22 protein-coding genes are annotated in these 26594 nt (G+C 66.3%); 5 read left to right on the top strand and 17 right to left on the bottom strand.

The window, feature by feature from the left end; genetic code table 11:
* Nucleotides 1-10 precede the first annotated feature (10 nt).
* Complete coding sequence (locus ACQR1D_RS21070; protein ID WP_434839286.1) at nt 11-799, bottom strand: NAD(P)H-dependent oxidoreductase; 789 nt, start codon at nt 797-799, stop codon at nt 11-13.
* Nucleotides 800-888: 89 nt separating this feature from the next.
* On the opposite strand from ACQR1D_RS21070, the gene ACQR1D_RS21065 reads away from it, so the two are divergent.
* The gene (locus tag ACQR1D_RS21065) at nt 889-1812 is read left to right on the top strand and encodes a LysR family transcriptional regulator (RefSeq protein WP_434839287.1); all 924 of its coding nucleotides are present in this window, start codon (nt 889-891) and stop codon (nt 1810-1812) included.
* A 1-nt stretch (nt 1813) separates the two neighbouring features.
* On the opposite strand, the gene ACQR1D_RS21060 is transcribed toward ACQR1D_RS21065, so the two are convergent.
* The 13 genes from ACQR1D_RS21060 to ACQR1D_RS21000 form a co-directional block, all read right to left on the bottom strand.
* Entirely contained in the window at nt 1814-3688 is a 1875-nt protein-coding gene (locus tag ACQR1D_RS21060) for a bifunctional sugar phosphate isomerase/epimerase/4-hydroxyphenylpyruvate dioxygenase family protein (protein WP_434839288.1), read from the bottom strand.
* Entirely contained in the window at nt 3685-4422 is a 738-nt protein-coding gene (locus ACQR1D_RS21055; RefSeq protein ID WP_316183611.1) for an ABC transporter ATP-binding protein, read from the bottom strand. Before ACQR1D_RS21055 ends, ACQR1D_RS21060 begins: the two co-directional genes overlap by 4 nt.
* Before the next feature lie 11 nt (nt 4423-4433).
* Complete coding sequence (locus ACQR1D_RS21050; RefSeq protein WP_315805538.1) at nt 4434-5177, bottom strand: ABC transporter ATP-binding protein; 744 nt, start codon at nt 5175-5177, stop codon at nt 4434-4436.
* Nucleotides 5174-6172, bottom strand: coding sequence for a branched-chain amino acid ABC transporter permease (locus tag ACQR1D_RS21045; protein WP_434839289.1), 999 nt, complete (start codon nt 6170-6172; stop codon nt 5174-5176). The genes ACQR1D_RS21050 and ACQR1D_RS21045 overlap by 4 nt, the downstream gene beginning before the upstream one ends.
* A complete protein-coding gene (locus tag ACQR1D_RS21040) occupies nt 6169-7044 on the bottom strand; it encodes a branched-chain amino acid ABC transporter permease (RefSeq protein WP_315805536.1) in 876 nt (291 codons plus the stop codon). Before ACQR1D_RS21040 ends, ACQR1D_RS21045 begins: the two co-directional genes overlap by 4 nt.
* A gap of 74 nt (nt 7045-7118) precedes the next feature.
* Nucleotides 7119-8258 carry an ABC transporter substrate-binding protein gene (locus ACQR1D_RS21035; RefSeq protein WP_315805535.1) on the bottom strand — a complete coding sequence of 380 codons (1140 nt, stop codon included), beginning with the start codon at nt 8256-8258 and terminating at the stop codon, nt 7119-7121.
* A gap of 79 nt (nt 8259-8337) precedes the next feature.
* Entirely contained in the window at nt 8338-9219 is an 882-nt protein-coding gene (locus tag ACQR1D_RS21030; RefSeq protein ID WP_316183615.1) for a shikimate dehydrogenase, read from the bottom strand.
* Between the two features lie 122 nt (nt 9220-9341).
* On the bottom strand, nt 9342-10283 hold the full coding sequence (locus tag ACQR1D_RS21025; RefSeq protein ID WP_316183616.1) for a LysR family transcriptional regulator: 942 nt from the start codon (nt 10281-10283) through the stop codon (nt 9342-9344).
* A gap of 31 nt (nt 10284-10314) precedes the next feature.
* Nucleotides 10315-14088, bottom strand: coding sequence for an AsmA family protein (locus tag ACQR1D_RS21020; RefSeq protein ID WP_434839291.1), 3774 nt, complete (start codon nt 14086-14088; stop codon nt 10315-10317).
* Between the two features lie 169 nt (nt 14089-14257).
* Entirely contained in the window at nt 14258-15490 is a 1233-nt protein-coding gene (locus tag ACQR1D_RS21015) for a cytochrome P450 (protein WP_315805531.1), read from the bottom strand.
* A gap of 70 nt (nt 15491-15560) precedes the next feature.
* Nucleotides 15561-16862 carry an MFS transporter gene (locus ACQR1D_RS21010; protein ID WP_434839438.1) on the bottom strand — a complete coding sequence of 434 codons (1302 nt, stop codon included), beginning with the start codon at nt 16860-16862 and terminating at the stop codon, nt 15561-15563.
* 971 nt (nt 16863-17833) lie between these two features.
* Nucleotides 17834-18646, bottom strand: a complete 813-nt coding sequence (locus ACQR1D_RS21005; protein WP_434839292.1) for a DODA-type extradiol aromatic ring-opening family dioxygenase — start codon at nt 18644-18646, stop codon at nt 17834-17836.
* A 220-nt stretch (nt 18647-18866) separates the two neighbouring features.
* Nucleotides 18867-19301: a DoxX family protein gene (locus ACQR1D_RS21000; protein ID WP_315805528.1), complete on the bottom strand. Its 435-nt coding sequence runs from the start codon at nt 19299-19301 to the stop codon at nt 18867-18869.
* A 102-nt stretch (nt 19302-19403) separates the two neighbouring features.
* On the opposite strand from ACQR1D_RS21000, the gene ACQR1D_RS20995 reads away from it, so the two are divergent.
* Entirely contained in the window at nt 19404-20321 is a 918-nt protein-coding gene (locus ACQR1D_RS20995; RefSeq protein ID WP_434839293.1) for a LysR family transcriptional regulator, read from the top strand.
* Between the two features lie 54 nt (nt 20322-20375).
* Here ACQR1D_RS20995 and groL read toward each other — a convergent pair whose 3' ends face one another.
* From groL to ACQR1D_RS20980, 3 genes are read right to left on the bottom strand one after another with little or no spacing between them, the layout of a single operon-like run.
* Nucleotides 20376-22337 carry a chaperonin GroEL gene (groL, locus tag ACQR1D_RS20990; protein WP_434839294.1) on the bottom strand — a complete coding sequence of 654 codons (1962 nt, stop codon included), beginning with the start codon at nt 22335-22337 and terminating at the stop codon, nt 20376-20378.
* 13 nt (nt 22338-22350) lie between these two features.
* Nucleotides 22351-22887 (bottom strand): hypothetical protein, encoded by a 537-nt coding sequence (locus tag ACQR1D_RS20985; RefSeq protein ID WP_315802157.1) that lies wholly within the window; start codon nt 22885-22887, stop codon nt 22351-22353.
* A 1-nt stretch (nt 22888) separates the two neighbouring features.
* The gene (locus ACQR1D_RS20980; RefSeq protein ID WP_315802156.1) at nt 22889-23614 is read right to left on the bottom strand and encodes a hypothetical protein; all 726 of its coding nucleotides are present in this window, start codon (nt 23612-23614) and stop codon (nt 22889-22891) included.
* 253 nt (nt 23615-23867) lie between these two features.
* Between ACQR1D_RS20980 and ACQR1D_RS20975 the strand changes: the two genes are divergently transcribed.
* The 3 genes from ACQR1D_RS20975 to ACQR1D_RS20965 all read left to right on the top strand — a co-directional run bounded on the left by ACQR1D_RS20975 (nt 23868) and on the right by ACQR1D_RS20965 (nt 26523).
* Nucleotides 23868-25565 carry a SulP family inorganic anion transporter gene (locus ACQR1D_RS20975; protein ID WP_434839295.1) on the top strand — a complete coding sequence of 566 codons (1698 nt, stop codon included), beginning with the start codon at nt 23868-23870 and terminating at the stop codon, nt 25563-25565.
* A gap of 187 nt (nt 25566-25752) precedes the next feature.
* Nucleotides 25753-25983 carry a hypothetical protein gene (locus tag ACQR1D_RS20970; RefSeq protein WP_315802154.1) on the top strand — a complete coding sequence of 77 codons (231 nt, stop codon included), beginning with the start codon at nt 25753-25755 and terminating at the stop codon, nt 25981-25983.
* Nucleotides 25984-26250: 267 nt separating this feature from the next.
* Entirely contained in the window at nt 26251-26523 is a 273-nt protein-coding gene (locus ACQR1D_RS20965; protein ID WP_315802153.1) for a GCG_CRPN prefix-to-repeats domain-containing protein, read from the top strand.
* Nucleotides 26524-26594: the final 71 nt, after the last annotated feature.

The following is a 26594-nucleotide window of genomic DNA, read 5'->3' as shown; positions in this document are numbered from 1 at the left end:
CCCACCGGCGTTAGCGTTGATCATCGACGTGCAGCGCGAAACCGCGCGCATCGGGATTGCCGAGTTCTGCCCGCAACTGCATCGACGGGATCAGATAGTCGCCGTGGTTCTGCCGCCGGTACGGGATCGGCTGATCCGTGAACAGCGTCCGCATCCGACCGCGTAGACGCTCCGCGATCTCAGCGAAACCGGCCTCGTCGATCCGGCTCGCCTTATGCACCACGAAAGCCGGCAGCACGTCGAAGCCGGGATAGAACAGGATGCCGTGGTTGATCGGAAACAACAGGTCGTCGATCGGCCCGTTGATGCCGCGCGCCGAATAATGCTCCTCCCAGCCGCCCGTCGTCACGACCAGCATCGCACGCTTGCCGGCAAAGACGCCCTCTCCGTAGCGATTGCCCCAGCGCTTGTCGCTGTGCTCGCCGACGCCGTAGGTGAAGCCGTAGGAATAGACCCGGTCGACCCAGCCCTTGAGGATCGCTGGCATCGTGAACCACCACAGCGGAAATTGCAGAATGACCGCGTCGGCCCAGAGCAGCTTGTCCTGCTCGACTCGGACGTCGTCGGTGAGCGTGTGCGTCTTGAAGGCGTCTCCCGATGCGCTGGCGACATTCAGGCGCGTTTCCGCCGGCAGTTGCGGGAAGTCGGCACGGTCGGCGGCCGGCTTCCAACCCGTGGCGTAGAGGTCCGAGACCTTCACCTGATGGCCTTGGGCCTGGAGTTCGGCAACGGCGACATCCCGTAGGGCACCGTTGAGCGAGCGCGGTTCGGGATGGGCAAAGACGAGCAGGATGTTCATGGCTGGATCCTCTGCTGGAACTCGCCAAGACATAGACGTCTGCTCACTCATCCACTATATGGCCATTATTGATAACATTATGCCGATTAATGGATAAATCTGACGTCAGTCTGGCCAACATGCGCAGCTTCGTCCGGGTGGCGGAGCGCGGCAGCCTGTCTGCGGTTGCGCGCGAGCTTGGGATTGGACAGTCCACCGTCTCGAGACACCTGCAGGAGCTGGAGGACGCCATCGGTGTCCCGCTGCTCAGCCGCACCACGCGGCGCGTGACCCTGACCGACGAAGGCAGCCGCTATTACGCGAACTGCGTGCAGATCCTGCGACTGATCGAGCAGGCTGGCGACGAGGCGCGTGGCGCGCGGGGCGCCGCGGCCGGTACGATCCGGATCTCCTGCACGGCGGCGTTTGGCATCCTCCACATCACACGGCTCGTGTTCGCCTTCCAGGATCGCTACCCGGACATCGCGATCGATCTCAATTTGACAGACGAGCGCATCGACCTCGTACGCGAGGGTGTGGACATCGCGCTGCGTCTCGCTCCGCTCACCGACAGCTCTCTGAAGCTGCGGTCGCTCGGCTACTCGCACCGGCTGCTGGTCGCATCTGCCCACTATTTGGCAAGACGCGGCACGCCGCGGACGCCGGAGGAGCTGATCGGCCACGACGGCATCCGCATGACCAATGTCGCGGGGAGCGAGGTGCTCGTTGTCATCGGACCCGACGGCGAGCGCCATGAGGTGCCCTTCAGGGGCTGCTTCCGCACCAATCACGGGCTCGGGGTTCGCGAAGCCGTGCTGGCCGGGCGCGGCATCGGCGGCAGCCATGCCTGGCTGGTCGACGACCTCATCGCGGCCGGCAGGCTGACGGTGATCCTGCCCGACCACCGCCTGCCGTCGACGCCGCTCAATATGCTGATCGTGCCGGAGCGCGCCGGCATCGCGCGCGTGCGGCTGCTGATCGATTATCTTGCCGAGGAGATCGCCCGGCTGCCGGGCATCCGCCCGGAGCCGTGAGCTACAGCCGCGGCATCGTATTCGGCCGAACCTCGCGCGACTGCGCCGCCAACCGGATCGGGGCATTCACGGCGCCGAAGCCCTGGTAGTTGCGGCGCTGCACGATCTCGAAGAAGAAGCGCTCCTCGAAAATGTGGGTGTAGACCTGGAAGAACTCCGCGTCGCCGTCGCGGTCGTACAGGATCTCGTTGGCGCGGAGCGCCGCGATGGTCTCGGGCGCTAGATCGTATTTCGCTTCGAGATCGTCGTAGTAGTTGTCGGGAATGTCGAGGAAGCCGGCGCCGCGGGCGCGCATTTCGGCCACGGCTGCAAAGATGTCGTCGCAGGCGAAGGCGATGTGCTGGACGCCCGAGCCGAAGAACTCGGAGATGAAACGCGACGACAGCGTGCGCGTCGCCGTCGAGCCGTTGAGGATGAAGCGCAGGCTGCGATCGCCGTTGACGATCGCCTGGCTCTGCACGAGGCCTCTGGGATCGGCGATCTCCATCTGCGGCAGCCGCGAGAAGTCGATGATCCCGGCATAGAACAACAGCCAGGACAGCATCTCCTCATGCGGCATCGACTGTGCGATGTGATCGACGGCCAAGAGCCGATCAGTCGTCTTGTCGCTGGCGACCGGTTCGAAGTCGACATCCCAGTGACGGCCGTGGGTATCGAGGAAATACAGCAGGCTGCCGCCGACACCATGGATCGCCGGGATCTCCAGCTCGCCCGGCCCGACCGGCTGGGTGAAGGTGCGCGTCTTCAAGGACTGCGCCCGCGCCATGGCACGGTCCGCACTGTCGACATCCAACGCCAACGCGCAAACGCCGGAACCGTGCGTGATATAGTGCGAATGCGCGAAGCTCGCCGGCTCGCAATTGATCACCAGCTCGATCGCGCCCTGCGACCAGCGCTGCACCGCCTTGCTGCGATGCCGCCCGGTTTTGCGGAAGCCGAGCTGCCCGAACAATGCGGCGAGCGACTCCGCCTTGTCCTCGCTGACCGCGAATTCCACAAAGCCGATGCCGTGGCTCTTCACGCGAGGCGCGAAGCGGGGCTCTGCCGACGCCGCGGGGATTTTTCCGGCGAGGTCATCCTGCAACAGCAGCAGCGAACGCATGCCGTCGAGCGCCGTGCGTGGCGCCGAGCCGGCACGGAACTGATCGTTGAAGATCTCCAGCGACAGCGGCCCGGAATAGCCGGTCGCGGCGACCGCCTCCATGAACTCGCCGACCGGGAGGTCGCCCTGCCCGGGAAAGCTGCGGAAGTGCCGGCTCCAGGACAGCACGTCCAGTTCGAGCTTGGGTGCGTCGGCCAACTGGACCAGGAAGATCTTGTCGGCGGGAATGGCGCGGATCGCATTGGTCGGCAGCGCCGGCGCCAGCGCATGAAAACTGTCGAGGATGACGCCGATCGCCTTGTGATCGGCGCGGCGCACGATCTCCCAGACATCGCGATAGTCGTGCACATGGCGGCCCCAGGCCAGCGCCTCGTAGCCGACGCGCAAGCCGCGCCTCGCGGCGCGCTCGCCGAGCTCCTGGAAATCCGCGGCGGCGCGGTCGATGCCGCCGAGCGCGGCCGGCGACACGCTGCTGCAGATCAGCAGCAGGTCGGTGCCGAGCTCCTGCATCAGGTCGAACTTGCGCTCGGCGCGGATGAAGTTGCGCGCGCGCTGCGGCTCCGGCATGCCCTCGAAATCGCGGAACGGCTGATAGGCGCAGATCGATAGGCCGAGGTCGCGGCACATCTGCCCGATCTCGCGCGGCCGCATCCCGAACGCGACCAGATCGTTCTCGAAGATCTCGACCGTGTCGAAGCCGGCGGCAGCGATCGCCTTGAGCTTCTCGTCGAGCGCGCCAGAGATGGAGACCGTTGCGATCGAGCGCTGGTTCATGCCGCCGTCTCCTCCATCGCGCCGCCCAGGAACAGCTGGCCGATGCGCGGATCGGCCAGCACGCGATCGGCCTTGTCGATGATGCGGGTGCGACCGAGCTCGAGCACGATGCCGTAGTCCGAGATCTCCAGCGCCGAGCGTGCATTCTGCTCGATCAGGAGCACCGAGACGCCGCGGTCGCGCAATTGCTTCAGCATGTCGAAGGTCTGCTGCACCATCAACGGCGACAGCCCGATCGACGGCTCGTCGATCAGCACGAGCTGCGGCTCGAGCAGCAGCCCGCGCGCGATCTCGAGCTGCTTCTGCTCGCCGCCGGACAGCGTCGAGGCCTGCCGATCCGCCTTCTTGCGCAGCACCGGAAACACGTCGAGCGCCGCCTCGACGCGCGCAGCAAGATCGATCTCACGCGGCGCGGCAACGCCGCCGAGCTCGATATTGTGGCGCACCGACAGCTCGCCGAAGATGTTGCGGCCCTGTGGGATGTAGCAGACGCCCGCGCCGAGCAGCGCGCGCTGGCTGAAGCCGGTGACGTCGCGGCCCTTGAAGATGACCTTGCCTTCGCGCAGCTTCAACAGACCGAAGATCGCCTTGAACACCGTCGACTTGCCGGCACCGTTCGGACCGATCACGGTGGTGATCGATCCCGCCGGCACCGAGAACGTCGTGCCGTTGAGGATCGTCATCTTGCCGTAGCCGCCGACGAGGTTCTGGACGTCGAGAATGGGATCGCTCATCGTCGGCTCCGTCAGTGTCCGAGATAGGCTTCGATCACGGCCGGATTGGCCCTGATCTCGTCGGGCTTGCCGATCGCCAGCACCTTGCCCTCCGCCATCACCATCACGCGCGAGCACAGCGACATCACGAACTCCATGTTGTGCTCGATCACGACGAAAGTGGCGCGGCGCTCGCGGTTGATCGCGATCAGCCGGTCCTTGAGATCGCCGAGCATGGTCGGATTGACGCCGCCGGCGGGCTCGTCGAGCAGCACCAGCCGTGGACCGCCCATGAACGCCATCGCGGCATCGAGCAGCTTCTGCTGCCCGTAGGACAGGCCGCCGGCCGGCTCGTTGGCGAGATGCTCCAGCTTGAAGAAGCCGATCATCTGATCGGCGGTCTCGGTGAGCCCTGCATCCGACGGACCAAACAGGCGCGACAGCATGCTGCCGCGATGCTCCTGGCCGGCGAGGATCAGGTTGTCGCGCACCGACAGCTTCGGGAAGACCTGCAAGAGCTGAAACGTGCGGCTGACGCCGAGGCGGTTCAGTTCGGACGGACGCTGGCCGGTGACGAGCTTGCCGTCCACCCTCACCTCGCCCCCGCTCGGCACGAGCTGGCCGAGAATGCAGTTGAACAGCGTCGACTTGCCACAGCCGTTGGGGCCGATCAGGCCGAGGATCTCGCCCTCCTGCACGTCGAAGCTGACGCCGTTGACGGCGGTGATGCCGCCAAAACTCTTCTTGACGTCGCGAACGTCGAGGACTGCGGTCATCGCGCGGCCTCCAGCTTGGATTGAGCCGCCGCCCGCAATGCGGATGCGGCCTGGGTGCGCCGTGAGCTGAGATAGCGGTCGAGGATGCCGAGAATGCCGCTCGGCGAATAGATCAGCAGCCCGATCACGGCGGCCGCGTAGAGCATCAGATAATAGCCCTCGGCGAAGCGCAGCCACTCCGGCAGCAGCACCGCGATCATGGCGCCGAGGAACGGCCCGAGCATGAAGCCGGCACCGCCGACGATCACCATCATCAGGAGATCGAGCGAGAGCTGCAGGTTGAACGGCACGGGATCGACATATTGCGTCAGCGGCGCATAGAGCACGCCGGCGATGCCGCCGAGCACCGAGCCGATCGCGAACGCCATCAGCGTGTAGCGTCTGGTGTCGATGCCGAGCGATTGCGCCCTGATCGGATTTTCGCGTAGCGCCATGAAGGCGCGGCCCCAGGGCGAGCGGATCAGCCACCACATCGCCAGCGTCACGAGGCCGAGCGAGCCGAGACAGAGATAGTAGAACGGCAACGGCTTGCGGGTCGGGAAGCCGAAGATCCCGGGGCGCGGAATGTTGCTGATGCCGTAGATGCCGTTGGTGAGCCAGCTCTCGTTGCGGAACACCAGGAACGCCAGGGTCGAAAACGCGAGCGTGACGAAGGCGAGATAGTGATGCTGCACGCGCAGCGCCGGATAGCCCAACAGCCAGCCGACGACGAAGCAGACGACGATGACGAGCCCAAGCGCCGATATCAGCGGCCAGCCATGGGTAGTGAGGATCGCGGCACCGTAGGCGCCGATGCCGACGAAAGCGCCCTGCGCAAGCGACACCTGCCCGGCATAGCCGAGCGTGAGGTTGAGCCCCATCGCCGCGATGGTCATCACCGCCCACTGGCTGAGGATATAGAGGCCGTAGCGGTTGAAGTTCATCGGGATGATGATCAGGCCGGCGATGACGACGATCGCCAGCGCGGCGAGGAGCAGTCTGCCGTTGCGGGTCATACCGTGCGCTCCTCGGCTCGTCCGAGCAGGCCCTGCGGCCGGAACAGGATGACAAGGATCAGCAGCACCATCGGAACAGCCGCGCGATACTGGGTGGAGACGTAGGCCGCGGCGAGGTTGTCGACGACGCCGATCAGGAGACCGCCGGCGATCGCGCCGCGCACCTGGTTGAAGCCGCCGACGATCGCGGCGATGAACGCCGCCTGCCCGAGCACTTCGCCGCTCGAGAATTTGGCAAGATAGATCGGCGTGATCAGCAGCGAGGCCAGCGCGACCAGCACGGCATTGATCAGGAAGGTCAGCAGGATCATGCGCTCGACGGGAACGCCGATGATGCGCGCCACCGTCGGATTCTGTGCCGCCGCCTGCATCTGGTGGCCGAGCGAGGTGCGATTGAGCAGCGTGGTCAGGCCGACGACGGCCAGGATTGCAACGGCGAGCACGCCGAGACTCTGCAGCGAGATGACACGGCCAAGCACGCTGATATCGCCCGCGGGAACGATCGACGGAAACGGCGAGGCCTCGGCGCTGAAGAACTGCTTCACGGCCTCCTTGATCCCGATCGCCAGCGCCATGGTGGCGATCGCCAGCGGCAGCACGCCGTGCCGCAGCATCGGATCGACCAGCAGCATCTTGAAGGCGAGACCGAGCAGCAGCGCCGACAGTAGCACGCCGGCGAGCACCGCGAGCCAGAACGGCGCGCCGAGATGCATGACCGCGAGCATCAGGAAGGCGGGCAGCATCACGAACTCGCCCTGGGCGAAGTTGATGGTCTGCGAGGTCTGCCACAGCAAGGTGAAGCCGACGGCGACCAGCGCGTAGATGGCGCCGGTGGCGAGTCCCGCCACGATAAGGTCGAGCAGATTGGACATGGTTTCCCCGTGAGCCCTTGGGTGACGGCGGCGCCGGACATCACCACACCGGCGCCGCCGATCGACCGTTGTCCTCAGTTGAGCTTCGGCAACACCTGCTTCACGACCTGCTTGCCTTCCACGACCTCGACCAGGAAGCCCTGGCGATCGATGTCGCCGTTCTGGTCGAAGGTCACATCCATCAGGATGTTCGGTTCGGCCGAGGTCTTGATGGTCAGGCCGTGCAGCGTGTCGGCGAACGCCTTGGAGTCGACCTTGCCCATCTTCTCGGTCGTGGCCTTGACCATGTAGATCGCGAGATAGCCCTTGATGCCGTTGTGATCGGGCACGTAGTTGTACTTCTTCACGAAGCGGTCGCGGAACGCCTTGATGGCCTCGATCGGTGCGTCGGTGGTGAGACCCACGTGGCCGCGAGCGCCGTTGGCGGCATCGCCGGCGAGCTCGATCACCTTCTGGCCGACCAGCGTGGTCTCGCCGATCAGCGGCACAGTCACGCCCTGGCGCTTGATCTCCTTAAGGATGCGCGCGCTCTCTTCCTCGTTGACGTAGATGAAAACGGCATCCGGCGCCGCCGCCTTGATCTTGCTGACGTCGGCCGCGAAATCCGCCTGGCCGGCTTCGGTCGACAGATCGGCCGCGACCTTGATGCCGAGACGGTTGAACTCCTTGGTGATGACGTCGCGGCCGCCGCGGCCGAAATCATTGTTGACCCAGACCACCGCGACCGACTTCGCCTTCAGCTCGTCGTTGATGTACTTGGCGACCTTCGGCATCGAGGACTGCTGGCCGAACGACGTGCGGAAAAGGAACTTGTTGCCAGCCTGCGTGAGCTCGGCCGCCTCGCCGCCCATGATCTGGGTGATGCCGGCCTCGGCCGCCAGCGGCGCCGTCACCTTCACCGAGCCGGAATAGCCCGGCCCGAGCAGCACGTAGGGCTCGCCATCGAGCGCCTTCTGCACCTGCGCACGCGCAACGCCGGGGTTCGACTGCGAGTCGGCGTGGCTCACCTCGATCTTGCGACCGAGGATGCCGCCCTTGGCGTTGATTTCCTCGACGGCGAGGTCGATGCCGTTCTTCCAGTTGTTGCCGACGGTCGCGCCGCCGCCGGAGAGCTCGGCGACATCGGCGATCTTGATGGGGGCGCCGGATTGCGCGTAGGCGGCACCGGACAGCAGCGTGGCTGAGCACAGGCCAGCCAGGATGATCGATCTCACGTTGTTTCCTCCTCTGACTTAAACGCTTGTTTGCGTTTCTTGCTTGAACGACTTGTTCCGGCGCGTATTGGCCGTCGGCTCAGGCGGCGTCAACCGCCGGATATCTCTCCGCCATGTGGTTGTCGAACGCAGCCCCCATCGCCTCGGTCGAGGGCGCCAGGCCGGTGAACAATTCGAACGCGTCCGCGGCCTGGTAGATCGCGAGCTCGCGGCCGAGCAGGACCCGGGCTCCCCTGGCTTTGGCGGCTTTCAGCAGCGGCGTCCAGAGCGGCGAATAGACCGCGTCGGCGACCCAGAGGTCGGCGCGCAACAAATGATCAGGCACCGGCGTACCGCGGTTCGGCAACATCCCGATCGGCGTGCCGTTGACGACGCCAACTGCGCCGTGCAGTGCCGCTTCGACGCTGTCCGCGACCGTCACCGTGTTGCCGACCGGCAGCAGGCTCGCCAGCTTCTCGGCGCGCGTGCGCTCAGTGTCGTAGATGCGCAGGCCGGCGACTCCGAGGTTTGCAAGTGCGAAGGCGATCGCCTTGCCAACCCCGCCGGCCCCGACCAACGCGACGACGCCGCGATCGGTCTGGCTGATGAGCGGCGCGACGGCTCGCTCGAACCCGGTGGTGTCGGTGTTGTGGCCGATCAGCCGGCCGTCGCGAACGACGACGGTATTCACCGCGCCCATCGCCGCCGCCCTCGGCGCGAGCTCGTCGAGCAGCTCGACCACGGCTTCCTTGTAAGGATAGGTCACGTTGACCCCGGCAAAGCCGAGCCGGCGCACGCCTTCCAGCAGCGCGGACAGACCGGCCCGGTCGGCGCCGGCCACCTCGATGAGCTGGTAGTGGCAGCGCACGCCGAGCGCCGCCGCGGCATGTTCGTGCATGGCAGGAGAGGCCGAATGCGCGATCGGCGCACCGATCAGGCCGGTCAGGAATTTGCGGGCTTTGAGCGCGGAAAGATCGGGCACGTTGGCTTCAGTCTCTGCTGCCGCTCGCGCGATCGCCGCACGAGCGATGAATGGCGTCGCGGACGATAGCGCGTCCGCCAGCTAACACAATTACCCAAATATCCGCTGAACCTAACATCATGTTATTTTTTTACGAGCGCCGCCTTCCCCGGCCTCGCAACCTGCCGCCGGCCCGGCTCCAGTGCGCGCATCTCGGCACGCAGACAGTCGATGAAGTGCTCCGCGTAAAGCGACAGCGGCGTGCCGCGCTTGACCGCGATGTAGGTGTCGAACCGCGTCGGCTCGGCGATCTTCAGCAGCTCGATGCCGGGATAGCCGCCATGCGCGACCGTGAACTGGTCAATCACCGCGATGCCGAGCCCCGCCTTCACCAGCGCGCAGACCGTGGTGCCGAAGCGCGCCTTGATCGAGATGTTGTAGCTGAGTTTGTTGCGCGCGAAGATCTCGGCCATGATCCGGCCGTAGGGGTCGTTGGGATCGATACCGATCAACGGATAGCGAGTCATCTCCGCGGCGGAGACCTGCTTGCGGCCGGCGAGCTCGTGGCCGGGCGGGACGATGCAGAACAGTTCGCCTGAGGCGAGAGGAAGGAATTCGAGCCCGGAATGATCGAGCCGATAGCTCATCGCCACGCACTCGCCCTTGCCCAGCATCAGATAGTCGATCGCCTCCTCGATCTTGAGGATGTTGATGTCGATGCCCAAATCAGGATAGCGGCGGCGGACGCGCTCGATCGCGCGCGGCACCATCACCTGGGAGATGCTGGGCACCGAGCCGACGCGCAGTTCCGACAGCGCGCCACGGCCGATGTTGGAGATGATGTAGCTGAGATCGTCGACCTTCTCGTAGACGCTGTTGATCTGCTCGAAGATGTTCTGCGCCTCGGGCGTCGGAAAGTAGCGGCCGTTCTGGCGCTGGAAGAAGCGGATGCCGAGCGAGCGCTCGGTGTATTTCACCAGACGGCTGACACCCGGCGCCGACACTTTCAGCAGGCGCGCGGCGCCGTTGATGGTGCCCGTCACCATGACCGCGCGAATGACCTCGACCTGTCGCAAGGTCATCATCGGCGCGGTCCCCGCACGCCTTCGGCCGGAATCACGGACTGCCCGGCGGCGTCAGCACGACCGGCGGGCGCGGCACCGGCCGTGGGCGCGGCGGCAGCGCCCCCGGCGCGGGCTTGATCTCGACCGGCGGCGGCAAGGGCGCGACTTGCGGCTGGCTCGATGCCATCGGTGCCGCCGGCTGAGGCGCAGGGGCGGGAGCGGAGAGCGGCGGTGTCAGCGGCGACACGACGGCGCGCGGACCACCCAGCTTGGCGCGCGGCTCGCGCCGTGGATCACGACCGGGCAGCGGCACGTCGGCCGCGCTCGGTGCCGCCGGGCCAGCCTCGGGTGCACCGGGCAGCGACGCCGTCGACGATGGATAGGCCGGCGGCACCTCGCCGCGCGCGATCGCATCCAGACGCCGCGTTTCGCGATCGATCGCGCGCACCGCCAGCCACGACGACAGGGAGGTGACGTCGACCGCGCGCGTCAGCGCCTCGGACGTCCCGACCACGAACAACTGGATCTCCGGACGGCTGTTGGCATTGCCGACCGTATTGGCGCTCAGGCTGGCGCGAATGTCGGCATTGTCCGCCGGAATGTCGAAGCCGCCGGACACGATGACGCGGGCGCCTTGCGCGTCGAGCGTGGTGGCGCCGACCCGCAGCCGGCCGTCGCGGATGATGAAGGGGATCTGAGCAGACGCGACCGGCAACGTCGCCGACGTCAGCACCGGCTCGATCACCTGCCGCAACTTGCCGTCGTCGCTCACCTGGCCGGCGTCGGCCGCGCGCAACGCCGCATCGAACGCCCGCGGGTCGAGATTGGGGAGCGCCGCATTGTCGAGCGTCACCGTGCCATTGCCCGAGAGCGCATTGACCAGTGCCTGCACGCTGCGTCCTTCGGCGGCGAGCGTCATCTGGGCCGAGACCTTGCCGGCCGGCATCTTCAGGCTGTGATAGCGCAGCGCGTTGCCGTCGATGCCGGCGAGCTCGACGCGGCCGTTCAGGACGAGACCATTCGCGTTGGAGCGCGCATCGATGGTCGCGGCGACGTCGCCGCCGCCGAGCTTGCCCTTGAGGTTCTCGATGGTCAGCGACTGGCCGTCGCTCTTGATGGCGCCGCCCAGCGGATGCAGATCAATGCCATTCAGAATGGCGCCGCTGAGGGCCTGGAACGAGACACGCCCGCGCCACCCCTTCAAGAGACCTGCGCCGAGAGGCTCGGCGGGCTCACGCCCGGCCGCTCCGATCAGCACCGATACCACTTGCGGCACGTCGAGCGCATCCAGCCCGAGCTCGCCCTCGATCTGCTTGTCGTCGTCGAGCACCAGCGCGAGCCGGCCGCGCAGCCGCGATCCACCCACCGTGCTGTCGATGTCGTCGAGCGTCAGGCGATTGTTGGAAAGACCGAGACGGCTGAACAGGCGGACGTTCTGCGCGCCCGGATCCTGCGGCTTCAATCCAAACAAGGGCGACAGGTTGGCGCTGCGCAGGCGCAGATTGACGTTGGCCTTTGCGGTGTCGCCCCAGGGATCGACAGTGCCTTGCGCATCGCCATCGAGACCGGCGCCGGAGAGCTTGGCATTCACCCGCAGCGGCGCCCGCCAGCCGCCGGTCACGCTGGCATCGAACTGGGCCGGACCTGTGCCCGCCGCCGCCACGCGATCGAGCCCGAGCAGCGCCAGCACGGCGCTGCCCTGCTCCGACGACACCCGGCTCTCGATTCCAAGCTCCGTTCGATCGATCGCATCGACCTCGAAGCTGCGCAGCGCCGCGGCCGAGGGTTTGGCCGTCAGCGTCGCCGAGCCCTTCAATTGTGGCGCGTCGAGATCGAGCACCGCCTTGGCCTGGCTCCGATCGGCGTTGGCTGGGTCCTTGGCGAGATCGAGCGTGAGCTTCAGCCGGGCGGCGCCGGGCGGCATACTGAGCGCATCGAAGCGGGCGGCGATCTGCGGCGCGAGCGGCTGCACCAGCGCCGTGATCTCCTTGAGCGAGCCGGCCATCGAGGTCACCACCAGCCGCCCGGTTGCGTCGGCGCGATCGAACCGGCCGGAGCCCTCGCTCGTCACGCCGCTGCTCTGGCCGAACTTGATCTGGTCGATGGCGATGGTCTTGGGATCATAGGAAAAGCGCGCGGTGAGCGGACGCAGCTCCTGGCCGCTGAGCTTGGCGCGGGCGACGTCGAGCGCCACGCTGGCCTCCGCCGGCCACTCGCCGGTGACGCCGACCAGCGAGCGGGTCACGGCCATCGCGGCGTCGAGATCGAGCCGATCGCCCTTCAGCACCGCCTCGAAACGCGAGCCCGGCCCCGCTGGCCGGTTGACGAGAGCGACGCGTCCGTCGACGGAGCCGCCGTCGATATCGGCCTTGAGGCTGTCGATCGCGACCCGCTCCGGCGCCACGTTGAGGTCGCCGCGCAGCCGCAGCGGGCGCTGGGTGCGATAGCTGCCGTCGCTGCGGCCCTGCAGCCAGGCCACCAGCGTGTCGGGCTCCGACGATTCGAGATCGAGCGCGCCGGTGAAGCCCGATGTCACCGAGGTCGAGATGCCGATGGTCCGGAACGTCAGCCGCGTCGAGCCGGGCGCGCGCAGGTCGACCTTCTCGAGACTCCATGCCGAAGGTTCGTTGTGCAGGTCGGCGGTGAAGTTCTGTACCGGACGGCCGGAGAGCATGATCTGCTCGGTCGCGAACTGCACGTTGGCCGGCATCGGCAAGGTCGGCAGTTGTGCGATCCAGTTGCGCAGCGCCGGCAGCACCAGCGCGGGCGCGATCGCCCGCCGGTCCTTGATGTCGTCCTCGCCGGCCAGGAGCTTGTCGGCATCGAGCTGGCGTGCGGACAGTGAGGCTTTCAGCACGGGGGCGGCGCCGAAACGGATGTCGCCGCTGCCCGCGAATTTCAGCGAGCGATCCTCCTGGCCAAAGCTGACCTCGATCTGGTCGAGCTTGGCCGACGCCTGGTCGCCGACGACCTTGGTGGCGATGCGCCAAGGCGTCGCGCCAGCCTGGCTCAGCGGACGGGCCTTGGCTTGTTGGGCCTGCTTCGCCGATGGCTCCTTCGCAGACTGGGCGGGCTTGTCGTTGTCGGCGCCCTGCTCCTTCGGGGGCGACGACAGGGTCAGCGCGCCCTCGAACTTCGGCGAGCGGTTGGGAAAGCTGATGAGGCCTTCGATGTCGGCCATCACGGGACGCTCGCCCGGGTCGATGTTGAGGTGGACGCGCAGGCCGTTGGAGTCCTTGTCCTGGCTCGACGACACCCGGAAGGGGTAGCGGCCGCCGCGGATCGACACCGCGCCGTCGCCGCGCAGCGAGCCGGCCAGCGAACGCACGTCGCCGGAGAAGACGATGTCGGTCAGCTCCAGCGTCGAGCGGCTGGCGGCGTCGTGCAGGGCGACGCGGCCGGTGAGGTTGAGCCGGTCGATCGCGAGCGCCGCCAGATTGAACCGGCCCGACGCGGCCGGCAGGTCGACCTGGCCCTTGGCATCCAGCCCGAGATCGGCCGCCATGCCGCCGATGGTGAGCTCGTTCGCCCGCCACTCGCCGCGCATCAGATCGCCGAGGCTGAGCTCGACGTCGAGCTTGTCGGCGCGCAGCTTGCCGAGGTCGTTGGCGCCGCCAAAGGTGACCTGGCGCAGCCGCAAGGTCGGCGTCGGCAACAGCCGTGCGTCCAGCGCACCGGCGACCCGCACGGGCACGCCAATGATCTTGCCCGCCTCAGCCTCGAACTGCGGCCGGAACTGGTTCCAGTCGACGAAGTACGGGCCGATCAGCGCAGCAAGGAGCGCAAGGATGAAGGCAATCGCCAAGCCGAGCAGGGTCGTCTGCACGGGGTCTCCCTCAAAGGACAACGCTCCGGCGTCCCAACCTTAAAGCCAATACGGCCGCGGCCCACTGGCATCGATACCGGAGCGCTGCATCATATAGGATTAAGTATGGCGAAGTCACAGCGCTGTCGGTATTTCCGGGGGCGTTGCACAATTCCGTTAACGAAGATGGTTACCAGTGCGCCGGCAGCCGCTTCAGGCCGCGCAGCACGAAGGTCGGCCGCCATTCCGGGTTGTCGGGATCGTCCAGCTTCAACTCCGGCAGCCGGCGCAGCAGGGTTCCGATCGCGATCTCGGCCTCGATGCGGGCGAGCTGCGCCCCCAGGCAATGGTGGATGCCACCACCGAACGACAGCGGCTTCACGTTGGCCCTGGTGATGTCGAGCTGCTCCGGATGATCCGGATAGACCGCAGGATCGCGGTTGGCGGAGCCCAGCAGGCACAGCACGCTCTCGCCCGCGGGGATCCGGCGGCCGCCGAGATCCTCGATGTCCTCGAGCGCCACCCGTCCGGTGAGCTGCACCGAGGAATCGTAGCGCAGGAACTCCTCGATCGCGTTGGTGATCAGCTCCGGCCGCGCCTTCAACAGCGCCAGCTGGTCCGGATTGCGGTGCAGCGCCAGCAGGCCGTTGCCGATCAGGTTGACCGTGGTCTCGTGCCCGGCGCCGAACAGCAGGATGATGTTGGCGGTGAGCTCCTCATTGCTGAGCTTGGCGCCGTCCTCCTCGGCCTGCAGCAGCTGCGTCGTCAGGTCGTCGCCGGGATGTTTCCGGCGCAGCTCGAACAGGTGCTGGAAATACGCCTTCGATACCGCGTTGCCGGCATTGCCCTCGGCGATCTCGGCCTTCGACAGCGGCACCGGCTCGAGCAGCCGGCCGCCCTCGCGCGAGCTCTTGTAGAACGCTTCGCGGTGCTCCTCGGGAATTCCGAGCATGTCGCAGATCACGGTGACCGGCAGCTTGAACGCGAAGTCCTCGATCAGGTCCATCCGGCCGCGCGGGATGATCTCGTCGAGCGTCGAATCGACGATCGCCTGGATCCGTGGCCGCATGTCCTCGACGCGGCGGGCCGTGAATGCCTTCACCACGAGGCCGCGCAAGCGCGTGTGATCCGGCGGATCCTGCTGCAGCATCCAATGGCTCATGCTGCGGAAGATCGGCTCGTTCATGATGTCAGGGCCGTAGCGCCGGATCGAACGCGCGACGAAGTCCTTGCCGAAGCGCTTGTCGCGCAGCACCAGGCTCGATTCCGCATGCCGGCTGGCGAGGAACGCCCCGAACGGCGTCACATGCATCGGGTCGTTGTCGCGCAGCTGCGCATAGAAGGGATAGGGATCGCGGATGAACTCCGGCGACAGCGGATTGAACAGCGGCGCGGCCTTGGCGGCCTGAACATGCTCGTTCATGGGGTCCCTCTCCCTGGATTGGCCGATTAGCTCACGCCCGCGCCGCGATGGCAACCGGCTAGTTCACACATCATGCCGCAGCCCCCGCCGTCTTTAACCTGTGCAACTGGCCGGCAACGAGGCGGACCCGGCGCGGGGCCGCGATCCAGATCGCCGCCGCCGAGACGAAGGCGCCGAGGAAGGCGATCACGAAGCCCGGCGTATAACTCAGGGTGTAGTCATACAGCACGCCGGTCACCCACGGCCCTGCTGCGCCGCCGCATAGCCCGATCAGCATCAGCGTTCCGAAGATGCTACCGAAATGCGCGCCCTGGAATATCTCCAGCGCGACCGCGCCCATCACCGAGGTCAGGCCGTAGCCGAGCGCGCCCTGCGTCGCCACCATGATGTAGATCAGCATGAGCGACGGCGCGGCCTTGAGCGCGATCAGCGCGGCGAAGCAGATCGCGAAGCCGAGACAGCCCAATCCCCACACCGCCTCGCGCCCCAGGCGGTCCGACAGATGGCCGAGCGCGATCTGGCCCGGGATCCCGAGCAGGCTGACCGCGCCGAGCGCCCACACCGCGACGCTCGAGCTGAAACCGATCTCGAGCAGGTATTTCGTCTGGTGCACCTGCACCGCGTACCAGACGTAGAGGCCGAAGAAATAGCCGAGCGCGAGCCACCAGAACCGGCCCGTGCGCAGCGCGCGCGAGAGCGTCCAGTCGGTGCCGGCCCAGGCGGCGTCGACGACGTTGGAGACCGGCTTGGCCGCATTGGCGAGCGGCGCGGCGTCGCCGTCGGGACGCAGGCCGATCTCCTCCGGCCTCTTGCGCAGCAACAGATTGATCGGCGCCAGCACGACCAGCACCACGATCCCCATCGCTGTGCACGCCGTGCGCCAGTTGGTCTGTGCGATCATGTGCTGCACCCACGGGAGCAGCGTCATCGAGCCGATGCCGACGCCCGCGAAGGCGATGCCGATCGCCAGCCCGCGGCGGCGGATGAACCAGTTCGGCAGGAACAGCGACTGGCCGGAATAGCCGAGGCAGACGCTGCCGGCACCGACCATCACGCCAATCGTGACGTAGAGATGCCAGGGCTGCGAGGTCAGCGGCGCCAGCAGCAGACCGCCGGCCATCAGGGCGACGCCGAGTTCCATCACCGCGCGCGGACCGGTGCGGTCCATCAGCCGTCCGATCAGCGGACTGACGATTCCAGAGGCAACGAAGCCGAACGAGAACGCCCCGGCGGTGACGCCGCGGTCCCAGCCGAATTCGGCGAGAACAGGCGGATAGAACAGCGAGAACGCGGTGCGCGCATTGACCCCGATCGCCATCGTCACGAAGGTCACGGCGACGATGACCCAGCCATAATAGAACGGCAGGCGCATTGTTGTTGTTTTCACTCCCTGGTGCATCCTTCGCATCATCTGCGTGCGAAGGGGTCAAGGATTTTCTGCGCGGGCGACGGCGGTGTCAGTTACCTCCGAGGTCATGTGTGCGGTGCACTGTTCCTCTGCCCCCCGCTGTCGTCCCGGCGAACGCCGGGACCCATACCGCGCGATCTCACGAGGGACATGGCTGACAGTTGCGCGTCTCATTCCCGCCGGTGGTTATGGGTCCCGGCTCAAGGCCGGGACGACACCGCGTATGTGGCGAGCTTCGCCGGATCATGGCTGCACGTCCCCGCAGCGCGATCTGCGCCCGAGCTTTGCTTGCTCACTCACCCTCCTCGAACAGGAGGGCGCAGGGAAGGCCGGGCGCCGGCCGCGCCCGTGGCCCGCCTGCTCAAAAAAATGCAGGCGGCAGGTACCACAGGTTCAGCCGAGATCGCCCGGCCCTCCCTGCGCGATGGTCTTCACGCTTATATGCAGGCTTCCTGGCGCTCGGCTTGTTGGCCGCCATGCGCGACAACGCCTTTCACGCGTTGCGCGGTGATACCAGCGTCGAGGTATCAGAACCCTGCAACTTCACGTCCGCAAGAACGTCGTTCGTCCGCACATCCAGGACATGCTGCCAAGGACATGCTGCGAGCTCTCGCGGCCACCGCTCCCCGCCTCGCGTGTCGTGACGATCGCGCGCAACGCCCCTCCATGATGAGGCGGGATGCGCGGAAAGATCGCGGTGATTTGCCCGACGACGCAAGCGAAATGATCTGCGACAAAGTAACCCGACGGGCAAACAGCGTTCCGTCGTCATTCCGGGGCGATCGTCCAACCGCGTCTGCGTCTGGACGATCGAACCCGGAATCTCGAGATTGTTGAAAGACGGATGCAAGCCAATGTCGAGATTCCGGGTTCAAGGCCTGCGGCCTTGCCCCGGAATGACGTCGTGGGGCGACGGCGAACTAATAAGTTGCGTTCTACGCCGCGGCCTTGGCCTCGTCGGCGCCATGGAACGCATACACGTCCATGCGCAGCACGCCGTAATTGGCGCTGTTGTGCAGCCGTTCGACGCGGGCGCCCTCTCCCGCGGCGCCGAGTGCAGCGAACAGCGGCAGGAAGTGCTCGTCGGTCGGATGATTGTCGCGCGCATGCGGGGCGAGACGGCGGTAGTCGACGAGGTCGTCGACGCGGCCTTCGATCGCGGCCTTGTGCACCCAGTCGGCGAAGTCGACCACCCAGGACGGCGCGGGGTCGTCGATATCGAGCCGGCGCTTGCGGAATTCGCCGAGATTATGGGTGAAGCTGCCGCTGCCGATGATCAGCACGCCCTCGTCGCGCAGTGGCGCCAGCGCGCGGCCGAGTGCGAGATGATGTGCCGGCCCGCGCTCGGTCTGGATCGAGAGCTGCAGCACCGGAATGTCGGCCTGCGGATACATCAGGAGCAGCGGCACCCAGGCGCCGTGATCGAGCCCGCGCCCGCGGTCGATGCCGACCGGCAAGCCGGCCGCCTGCAACCGCGCCGCGACGGCCTGCGCGAGATCGGGCGCCCCCGGCGCGGGATAGCGCAACTGATAGAGCTCACGGGGAAAGCCGTAGAAATCGTAGATGGTCTCGTTGGTGGCGACCGCATTGACGGCGGGGATGTCGGTCTCCCAATGCGCCGAGATCACCAGGATCGCCTTCGGCCGCGGCAGGCTGCCGCCGAGGCCGACGAGGAAGTCACGGGCCGCCGAGTCCGTGAGCGGCAGCATCGGCGAGCCATGCGACAGGAAGATGCTGGGCAGGGTCATGTCATCTCTCCTCGGGCTGCTGACACGTCGTCAAGATAGCGCGCCAAAACCACAGCTGTCGTCCCCGCGAACGCAGGGACCCATACCGCGGGATCGACGTTTGAGGCAGGCTGAGTATCGACCGTCGTGCTCAGACCAGTTCCGCCTGTGGTTATCGATCCCCGCGTTCGCGGGGATGACAGCGAAGTGTGGCGACAGTCAGCGAACCCAACTGCCAGCGTCAATGCGCGCTGCGCAACTGCCCGCCGGCGAGGCTGCTGCGCAGGCCGCCCAGCGCGTAGGCGCCGTCGCCAAGCAGCGCCTGGATCACCAGCGTCACCGCCCAGAACGCCGGATACTCCCAGCCGCCCTTCGGATTGTTGAAGAAGAACCCGGCGGAGCCATGCACGGTGAAGATGGCGCCGAGCAGGATCGGCACGGCGGCGAGCGCCACCCAGCGGGTGTAGATGCCGAGGATCAGCGCGATGCCGGCCAGGATCTCGGCCGTGATCACCAGATAGGCCAGCTCGGGCGGCAGGCCGATGCTGCCGAAGAACTTGGCAGTGCCGGCCGGGGTGAACACGAACAGCTTGAGGCTGGCATGGGCCAGAAACAGCCCGCCCAGGGTGAGGCGGAGCAGGAGCGCGGCATAGGGCGCGGTACGGGAATCGATCATCGGAACCTCCGGTGGGGACCCCCAGCATATGGATCATTTCCCGAAAGACGATAATCCGATACAATGGAAATTCAGTTCACACCATAAGAGTGAGATGATCCAGTGTTGGACCGGCTGACCGGACTGGAGGTGCTCTCGAAGGTGGCCGGTTCCGGAAGCCTGTCGGGCGCGGCCCGCCTGCTCGGCATGTCGCCGACCATGGTGACAAAGCACCTCGCGGCGCTGGAGACGCGGCTCGGCACCAAGCTGTTTCACCGCACCACGCGCCGGCTGACCATCACCGAGGCCGGACGCCGCTATCTCGACCTCGCCGAGCGCGTGCTCGGCGACTTCGAGGCGGCCGAAAGCGCGATCGCGGCCGACCGCGTCGAGCCGCGCGGGCTGTTGCGGCTCAATGTCCCGCTCGCCTTCGGCACGCGCCAGATCGCGCCGCTGCTCGCCGGCTTCGCCGCGCTCTATCCCGGCGTCAGCGTCGAGCTTGGGCTCAATGACCGGCTGGTCGACCTGATCGAGGAAGGCTGGGATCTCGCGATCCGGATCGGCACGCTCAAGGACTCCAGTCTGGTGGCGCGGCGGCTGGCGCCGTGCCGGATGATGGTCTGCGCCGCGCCGTCCTATCTCGCCGCGCATGGGACACCGCGCACCACGGCCGATCTCGGCCGCCATAACTGCCTCGGCTACACGCTGGCGGCGGCCGGCCCGTCGCGCTGGCGCATGGGTGGCAAGGCCGCGGTCGATGTCACCGTGAGCGGCAATCTGCGCGCCAACAATGGCGATGCGCTGCTCGCGGCAGCGCTCGCCGGGCAAGGCGTGATCTACCAGCCGACCTTCATCGTCGGCGACGAGATCCGCGCGGGACGGCTGGTGCCGCTGACGCTCGAGGTGCCGCCATCGGACCTGCTGGCGGTGCATGCCGTCTACCTGCCGGATCGCACGCCCTCGGCCAAGGTGCGCGCCTTCATCGACCACCTCGCGGCGGCCTTCGCGCCGGAGCCGCCCTGGGATCGCGATCTTGCGTAAGCGGCGTCAGTTCTTCGTGACGTCGTCGCGAACGAACTGAGTTTCGGGCGAGCCTCAGAAATCCATTCCGCTCATCCTGCCGCCGGACGGCGTGGCCGGAGCCGCCGCCTGCTCTCTGGGGAGTTCGGCGACCATCGCCTCGGTCGTAATCAGCAGGCCCGCAACGGAGGCAGCGTTCTGCAGGGCGGTCCGCACGACCTTGGTCGGATCGATGATTCCCTTGCTGATCATGTTCCCGTAGTCGTCGGACTGTGCGTCATACCCGTAAGCATATTGATCCCGCTCCAACAATCTGCCGACGATGACGGAGCCGTCGGCTCCGGCATTTGCCGCAATCTGGCGCACCGGTGCTTCCAACGCCTTCATGACGATACCAAAGCCATGCATGATGTCCGGATTTTGCCGAGCAGATTGCCAGCCCGCTCCCCGCGTCCGCGAATGACGGCGAGCGGATTCGCGCCTTTCTCTGAGGTTGAGAATCATTTCTGTCAGATAGTCGATCAATTCGGCTTCGAGCGAATCGGGAAGCTGCAAACGATGGACACGCTGAAAGAAGAAATCCGGATAGACGAACGGACTGTCGGAATTCAGCAGCTTCTCGATGGATGCGAAGATCTCGTTCAAGAGCCTGTTGTTCAACAAGGACTGCTTACGAAGCAAGCGTCCCAGATCGTGCGTGTCAGACATCGCGAGGTCGGAAATGCTGTCCGGCTCGCTCTTGCTCCTGAACACCCGGCTCAGGGCCTGCCTGGCGCGCAACAGCGCAATGCCGCCGCCCGGCAGGATGCCTTCCTCGACGGCCGCACGCGTCGCATGCATCGCGTCATCCACGCGATCCTTGCGCTCCTTGACCTCGACCTCGGTCGCGCCGCCGACGCGGATCACCGCGACGCCGCCCGCGAGCTTGGCCAGACGCTCCTGCAGCTTCTCACGGTCGTAGTCCGAGGTGGTCTCCTCGATCTGCGCCTTGATCTGCTGAACGCGCGCCTCGATGTCGGCCTTCTTGCCGGCGCCGTTGACGATCGTAGTGTTCTCCTTGTCGATCATCACCTTCTTGGCGCGGCCGAGCATGGAGAGGTTGACGTTCTCGAGCTTGATGCCGAGGTCTTCCGAGATCGCCTGGCCGCCAGTCAGGATCGCGATGTCCTGCAGCATGGCCTTGCGGCGGTCGCCGAAGCCCGGCGCCTTGACGGCCGCGACCTTCAGGCCGCCACGCAGACGGTTGACGACGAGCGTAGCCAGAGCCTCGCCCTCGACGTCCTCGGCGACGATCACCAGCGGCTTGCCGGTCTGCACCACGGCCTCGAGCAGCGGCAGCAGCTCGTTCAGCGACGACAGCTTCTTCTCGTTGATGAGGATGTAGGCGTCGTCCATCTCGACGCGCATCTTGTCGGCATTGGTCACGAAGTACGGAGAAATGTAGCCGCGGTCGAACTGCATGCCCTCGACGACGTCGAGCTCGGTCTCGAGCGACTTGGCTTCCTCGACGGTGATGACGCCCTCGTTGCCGACCTTCTTCATGGCGTCGGCGAGGAACTTGCCGATCTCGGAGTCGCCGTTGGCGGAGATGGTGCCGACCTGGGCGATCTCGTCGTTCGACGTGACCTTCTTGGAGTTCTTGACGAGATCGGCGACAACCGCCTCGACCGCGAGGTCGATGCCGCGCTTCAGATCCATCGGGTTCATGCCGGCGGCAACCGCCTTGGCGCCTTCGCGCACGATGGCCTGGGCCAGCACGGTCGCGGTGGTGGTGCCGTCGCCAGCCGCATCAGCGGACTTCGAGGCGACCTCGCGCACCATCTGCGCGCCCATGTTCTCGAACTTGTCGTCGAGCTCGATCTCCTTGGCGACGGTGACGCCGTCCTTGGTGATGCGCGGCGCGCCGAACGACTTGTCGAGGACGACGTTGCGGCCCTTCGGACCGAGCGTGACCTTCACGGCATTGGCGAGGATGTCCACGCCGCGCAGCATGCGGTCGCGGGCTTCACCGGCGAATTTGATGTCCTTGGCTGCCATTCTCGACGACCTCCTAGGGCTTCAACATCGGCAGACTGATCGCTTTCTGCATATGCCTGATGTTGACGAGACGCAGCTTGGATATCTTGGTCAGGCAAGCCTGGTCGCTGACGACATCGACCCTGAGCCGGTCAGGATCGAAGCCTGCCAGGATCAGCCTGTCCTTGAACTCCATGGCACGATCGAGATCGCATTCCGGCTCCTGGTCGGAGGCCACGATGTAGATCTCGAATCCCAATATCGCGATTTTCTCCCTGTCCAGGCGGTTGCTGAACTCGACGAACTGGCCGTCGATGTAGCGCCTGTTCTCCGGCTTCAGGTATTTTGCGTCGATCAGACACCCGATGGTCTGCGACAGCGCTTCGTCCGGGATGGCTTCGTGCTTCTCGCACAAGATGGAGACGCTGAAATGCTTCGAATTGGAGTACTTCGACTGCATGATCTCCTTCTTGCAATCCTGCATCTGCCGCATCGGAACGCCGAAGGGGGACCAGGCACATGGCTGCTCGCCGTCGAGCGTGGCGAAATAGAGAGGAATGACTTCGCGCATCTTATCTAAGCCCCTGATTCAACACCGTCAGAGTTTCGACGAGCGACTCCTGACCTTGCGTCGCAGCCGCCATGAAGTCGGCATGGCTGGCCATCTTGCTGTAGGCAATGAAGGATCGGAGCTTCTTTTCCACCCCCCTGGGCAACCCCGGCTCGACAAGCTGCGAGGCGGCCTCCTTCAGCTCCTTGGCGAGCGACTCCACGTCTTCGACCAGCTCCGCCCGCTTCACCTTGAAATCCGTCTTTTGGACGTCCGTATCCTTGAGACGGCGGACATGGGCCTTTGCCCGTCGCCAGAGCACCCCGATTTTTCCGAGGTCCGGTCCGCCCGACTGCACGAGCCGGCCGATCAGCGACAGGGCGGCGAATGCTGATACGCTGGCCTGCATCAGCGCGGCGTTCATGTCCGATCTGGGCCAGGTTCCGAGCAAGCTCAGCACAGTGACCACCAAGACCGTGACGAGGCAGGGAATGATCGCCGCGACGACCGAGATGTAGTCCGCTCTTGCGGCGTTGATGCATACGACCAGGCACAGGAGCAAGACGACGACCGTGATGCGCGCTTCGTGCCCCGCGGCCTGCGTGCCGAGCGAGGTGAAAATATCGATGGCCTTGATTGCTCCGGTTGCGGCCACCAAGAACAGCAGCGCCATCAGCAGCGGCCCCACCAGCGCATGCTCGGGGCGATACGGAAACCAGATCAGCCGGTGGAAGACGACCTTGTACAATGGCGTATCCCGTCGTGAGACGAAGCCCTGTCTCGCAGGCTGCAGGCAATGGAGACCTCGGGGGCCTCAAATCGAGTATCCAAACCAATCCGAATTAGAGAATAATGATGCCAACTCCAACGTTCTTGCAAGTCCGTCCTGCCGTGCGGGCAATTGCACCTGCGCTGTTGCGCTGCCCGATCCAGCCGTGCCATCGAGGATGATCGGGCTGTGGCTCTGCCGCCTGCAGCGACGTCCGGAGACGTAGAAACTCATGACAGACCAGACTGCGGCCGGGCGTCCATGGACGCTGCTCCGCTCCCTGCAATCCTACCGGTTGAGCGCCCTGCCCGCCGATCTCGCCGCCGGACTGACGCTGGCGGCGATCGCGATCCCCGAGCAGATGGCGACCGCCAAGCTCGGCGGCTTCGCGCCCGAGATCGGCTTCTTCGCCTTCATGGCGGGATCGCTGGGATTTGCGCTGTTCGGCGCCAACCGCTTCCTGTCCTGCGGCGCCGATTCCACGATCACGCCGATCTTCGCCGGCGGCCTGGCGCTGCTTGCGGCCGGCGGCACGCCCGAATACGGCAGCCTGGCCGCGGCGCTGGCGCTGCTGGTCGGGGTCATGCTGGTGCTGGCCGGCGGCTTCAAGCTCGGCGGCATCGCCAACCTGCTGTCGGTGCCGGTCACCGTGGGCTTCCTCGCCGGCATTGCCGTGCATATCATCGTCTCACAATGGCCGGGCGTGCTCGGCCTGCCGTCACCGAGCGGGCCGACGCTGGCGCGGATCGCGACCCTCGCGGGCGAGCTCGGCAAGTCCAACGCATACACGATGCTCATCGGCTTCGGCGTGCTCGCGACCATCACGGTCTGCGAGCGGATCAGCGCCCGCATACCCGGCGCGCTGATCGCGCTGACGGCCGCGACCCTGTTCGTGATGTCGGCCGGGCTGCAGGGCGGTGGCGTGCCCGTCATCGGCGAGATCGCCGGCACGGTGCCGATGCCGTCCGTGCCGCTGATCGGACCGGAACAATGGGCGAAGCTGGTCCCCCTCGCCTTCCTGATCGCCGTCGTGGTGATGGTGCAGACCTCGGCGACGACGCGCTCGTTCCCCTCCGATCCCGACCGGCCGGCCGACGTCGACCGCGACTTCCTCGGCGCCGGCGCCGGCAGCCTGCTGGCCGGATTGTTCGGCGCCTTCCCCGTCAATGCCAGTCCGCCGCGCACCGGCATCGTGGTCGAGACCGGCGGCCGGTCGCAGGTCGCGGGCCTGCTCGCCGCCGCGATCGTGCTGCTGCTCGTGCTGTTCGGCGCCCGGCTGCTTGCGAATGTGCCGGAGGCGGCGCTCGGCGGCGTGCTGCTGTTCGTCGCGCTGCGCATCATCCGCGTCGCGCAGATCACCAGCGTCTATCGTGCGTCGAAGGGCGAGTTCCTGCTCATCCTCGCCACCGCGGTGGCGATCATCGCGCTGCCGATCGAGCAGGGCGTCGCGATCGGCATCGCGCTGTCGCTGCTGCACGGCATCTGGAGCACGACGCGCGCCCACCTCATCGCCTTCGAACGCGTGCCGGACACGACGATCTGGTGGCCGGCGCATCCGCAGATCAGAGGCGAGGAGCTGTCCGACATCGCCGTGGTCGGCTTCCAGGCCCCGCTCAGCTTCCTCAATGCGGCGACGTTCCGCGCCGACATGCAGCGCCTGCTGCGCAGCCGCAAGCCGCGGCTGGTGGTGTTCGAGGCCAGTGCCATCGTCGAGATCGATTTCACCGCCGCGCAGACCCTGCGCGACATGATCCATATCTGCAACGAGACCGGCATCGTGTTCGCGGTGGCGCGGCTGGAGTCGCTGCGGGCCCAGGCGGCCTTCGAACGGTTCGGCCTGTACGACGTGCTGCCGCGGGAGCGCGTGTTCCACAGCGTCGATCACGCGCTGCAGAAGCTGCGCGGCAGTGCCTCGGATATGCACGCTTGAGGGAATGGCGGCACGAGCACCGCCGTGGTCGACGACGTCTCCGGGACCAAGCGGACGCTTGCGCGCGGTGACCTCGTGATACAAACCGTTACACGTTGCGGCGACGCTCGACATATGCCTGCTAAATTGAGACAGCAGCCTCACAAGGCCCGGCGCGTCGGCCGCGGCAAGAGAGGAATCATCGATCATGCACAAGCTGTTTCCGCTGCTGTTGATAGTCATCTTCAGCGCTGCCGCCCAGGCTCAGGACAGGAGCGCGATGCGCCAGGCGTGCGGCGACGACGTGCGCACGCTTTGTACGGGAATCATGCCGGGCGGCGGCCGCATCAAGCAATGCATGATCGAGAAGTTCGATAAGCTCTCCGACGGCTGCAAGACGGCGCTGAAGGACGCGAAGGCGCAGCCGGGCGGCAAATGATGCCGGCTGCGACGAAAGCCGGCGGCAGACGTCGCTCGTCGTTCATGTTCCTTGCAGCGAATGTCTGCTAGAATATCCTAAGATGGCGACGATGCCGTAGCGATGCGCTCCATGATCAGCAGAGCTGCATCGCGCGATCGGTGTCGTGGAGGTCTCTATGGTACTAGGAAGAGGTTTCGCGGCGTCGAAAAAATTGCGAAACCAAATCCTGTCCGAGGACGTCTAAGGACTGCACTGCTTCGAAACCAACGAGAGGACCGCACTGCAATGCGCAATCTGTTCACCTCCGCCCTGCTCGCCGCGACCGTCATGCTGGGCGCGTCGGCCGCGCAGGCCTTCACGCTGCCGGCCCAGCCGGCTGCTCCGGACGGCAATGTCGAGCGCGTCGCCGGCGGCTGCGGTCCCGGCTGGTTCCCCGACCGTTGGGGCCGTTGCCGACCCGCCCCGCGCGTCTATCGCCCCTACGGTTATGGCGGCTTCGGCCCGCGCACCTGCTGGGTCCGGCCGACCCCGTGGGGACCGCGCCGCGTCTGCCGTTGATTTGAATGGACTACAACGCCGCCGCGTGTCGAACGCGGCGGCGTTTTTGTTTGGTGCTCTCCTGACGAGGT

It is taken from the genome of Bradyrhizobium sp. HKCCYLRH2047, assembly GCF_051168175.1.
Taxonomy (GTDB): domain Bacteria; phylum Pseudomonadota; class Alphaproteobacteria; order Rhizobiales; family Xanthobacteraceae; genus Bradyrhizobium.
Note: the sequence above shows the minus strand (reverse complement) of the source record. Positions and strands in the feature narration are given on the sequence as shown.

Excerpts from the sequence above, each read along its gene's own strand:
- groL (WP_434839294.1), bottom strand. The coding sequence starts at position 22,337 with ATGGCAGCCAAGGACATCAAATTCGCCGGTGAAGCCCGCGACCGCATG.
- ACQR1D_RS21040 (WP_315805536.1), bottom strand. The coding sequence starts at position 7,044 with ATGTCCAATCTGCTCGACCTTATCGTGGCGGGACTCGCCACCGGCGCC.
- ACQR1D_RS21065 (WP_434839287.1), top strand. The coding sequence starts at position 889 with ATGGATAAATCTGACGTCAGTCTGGCCAACATGCGCAGCTTCGTCCGG.
- ACQR1D_RS21005 (WP_434839292.1), bottom strand. The coding sequence starts at position 18,646 with ATGACCCTGCCCAGCATCTTCCTGTCGCATGGCTCGCCGATGCTGCCG.
- ACQR1D_RS20975 (WP_434839295.1), top strand. The coding sequence starts at position 23,868 with ATGACAGACCAGACTGCGGCCGGGCGTCCATGGACGCTGCTCCGCTCC.
- ACQR1D_RS21025 (WP_316183616.1), bottom strand. The coding sequence starts at position 10,283 with ATGATGACCTTGCGACAGGTCGAGGTCATTCGCGCGGTCATGGTGACG.
- ACQR1D_RS21015 (WP_315805531.1), bottom strand. The coding sequence starts at position 15,490 with ATGAACGAGCATGTTCAGGCCGCCAAGGCCGCGCCGCTGTTCAATCCG.
- ACQR1D_RS21000 (WP_315805528.1), bottom strand. The coding sequence starts at position 19,301 with ATGATCGATTCCCGTACCGCGCCCTATGCCGCGCTCCTGCTCCGCCTC.
- ACQR1D_RS21060 (WP_434839288.1), bottom strand. The coding sequence starts at position 3,688 with ATGAACCAGCGCTCGATCGCAACGGTCTCCATCTCTGGCGCGCTCGAC.
- ACQR1D_RS21050 (WP_315805538.1), bottom strand. The coding sequence starts at position 5,177 with ATGACCGCAGTCCTCGACGTTCGCGACGTCAAGAAGAGTTTTGGCGGC.
- ACQR1D_RS21055 (WP_316183611.1), bottom strand. The coding sequence starts at position 4,422 with ATGAGCGATCCCATTCTCGACGTCCAGAACCTCGTCGGCGGCTACGGC.
- ACQR1D_RS20985 (WP_315802157.1), bottom strand. The coding sequence starts at position 22,887 with ATGCGCGAAGTCATTCCTCTCTATTTCGCCACGCTCGACGGCGAGCAG.
- ACQR1D_RS20970 (WP_315802154.1), top strand. The coding sequence starts at position 25,753 with ATGCACAAGCTGTTTCCGCTGCTGTTGATAGTCATCTTCAGCGCTGCC.
- ACQR1D_RS21070 (WP_434839286.1), bottom strand. The coding sequence starts at position 799 with ATGAACATCCTGCTCGTCTTTGCCCATCCCGAACCGCGCTCGCTCAAC.
- ACQR1D_RS20965 (WP_315802153.1), top strand. The coding sequence starts at position 26,251 with ATGCGCAATCTGTTCACCTCCGCCCTGCTCGCCGCGACCGTCATGCTG.
- ACQR1D_RS21010 (WP_434839438.1), bottom strand. The coding sequence starts at position 16,862 with ATGCGCCTGCCGTTCTATTATGGCTGGGTCATCGTCGCCGTGACCTTC.
- ACQR1D_RS21045 (WP_434839289.1), bottom strand. The coding sequence starts at position 6,172 with ATGACCCGCAACGGCAGACTGCTCCTCGCCGCGCTGGCGATCGTCGTC.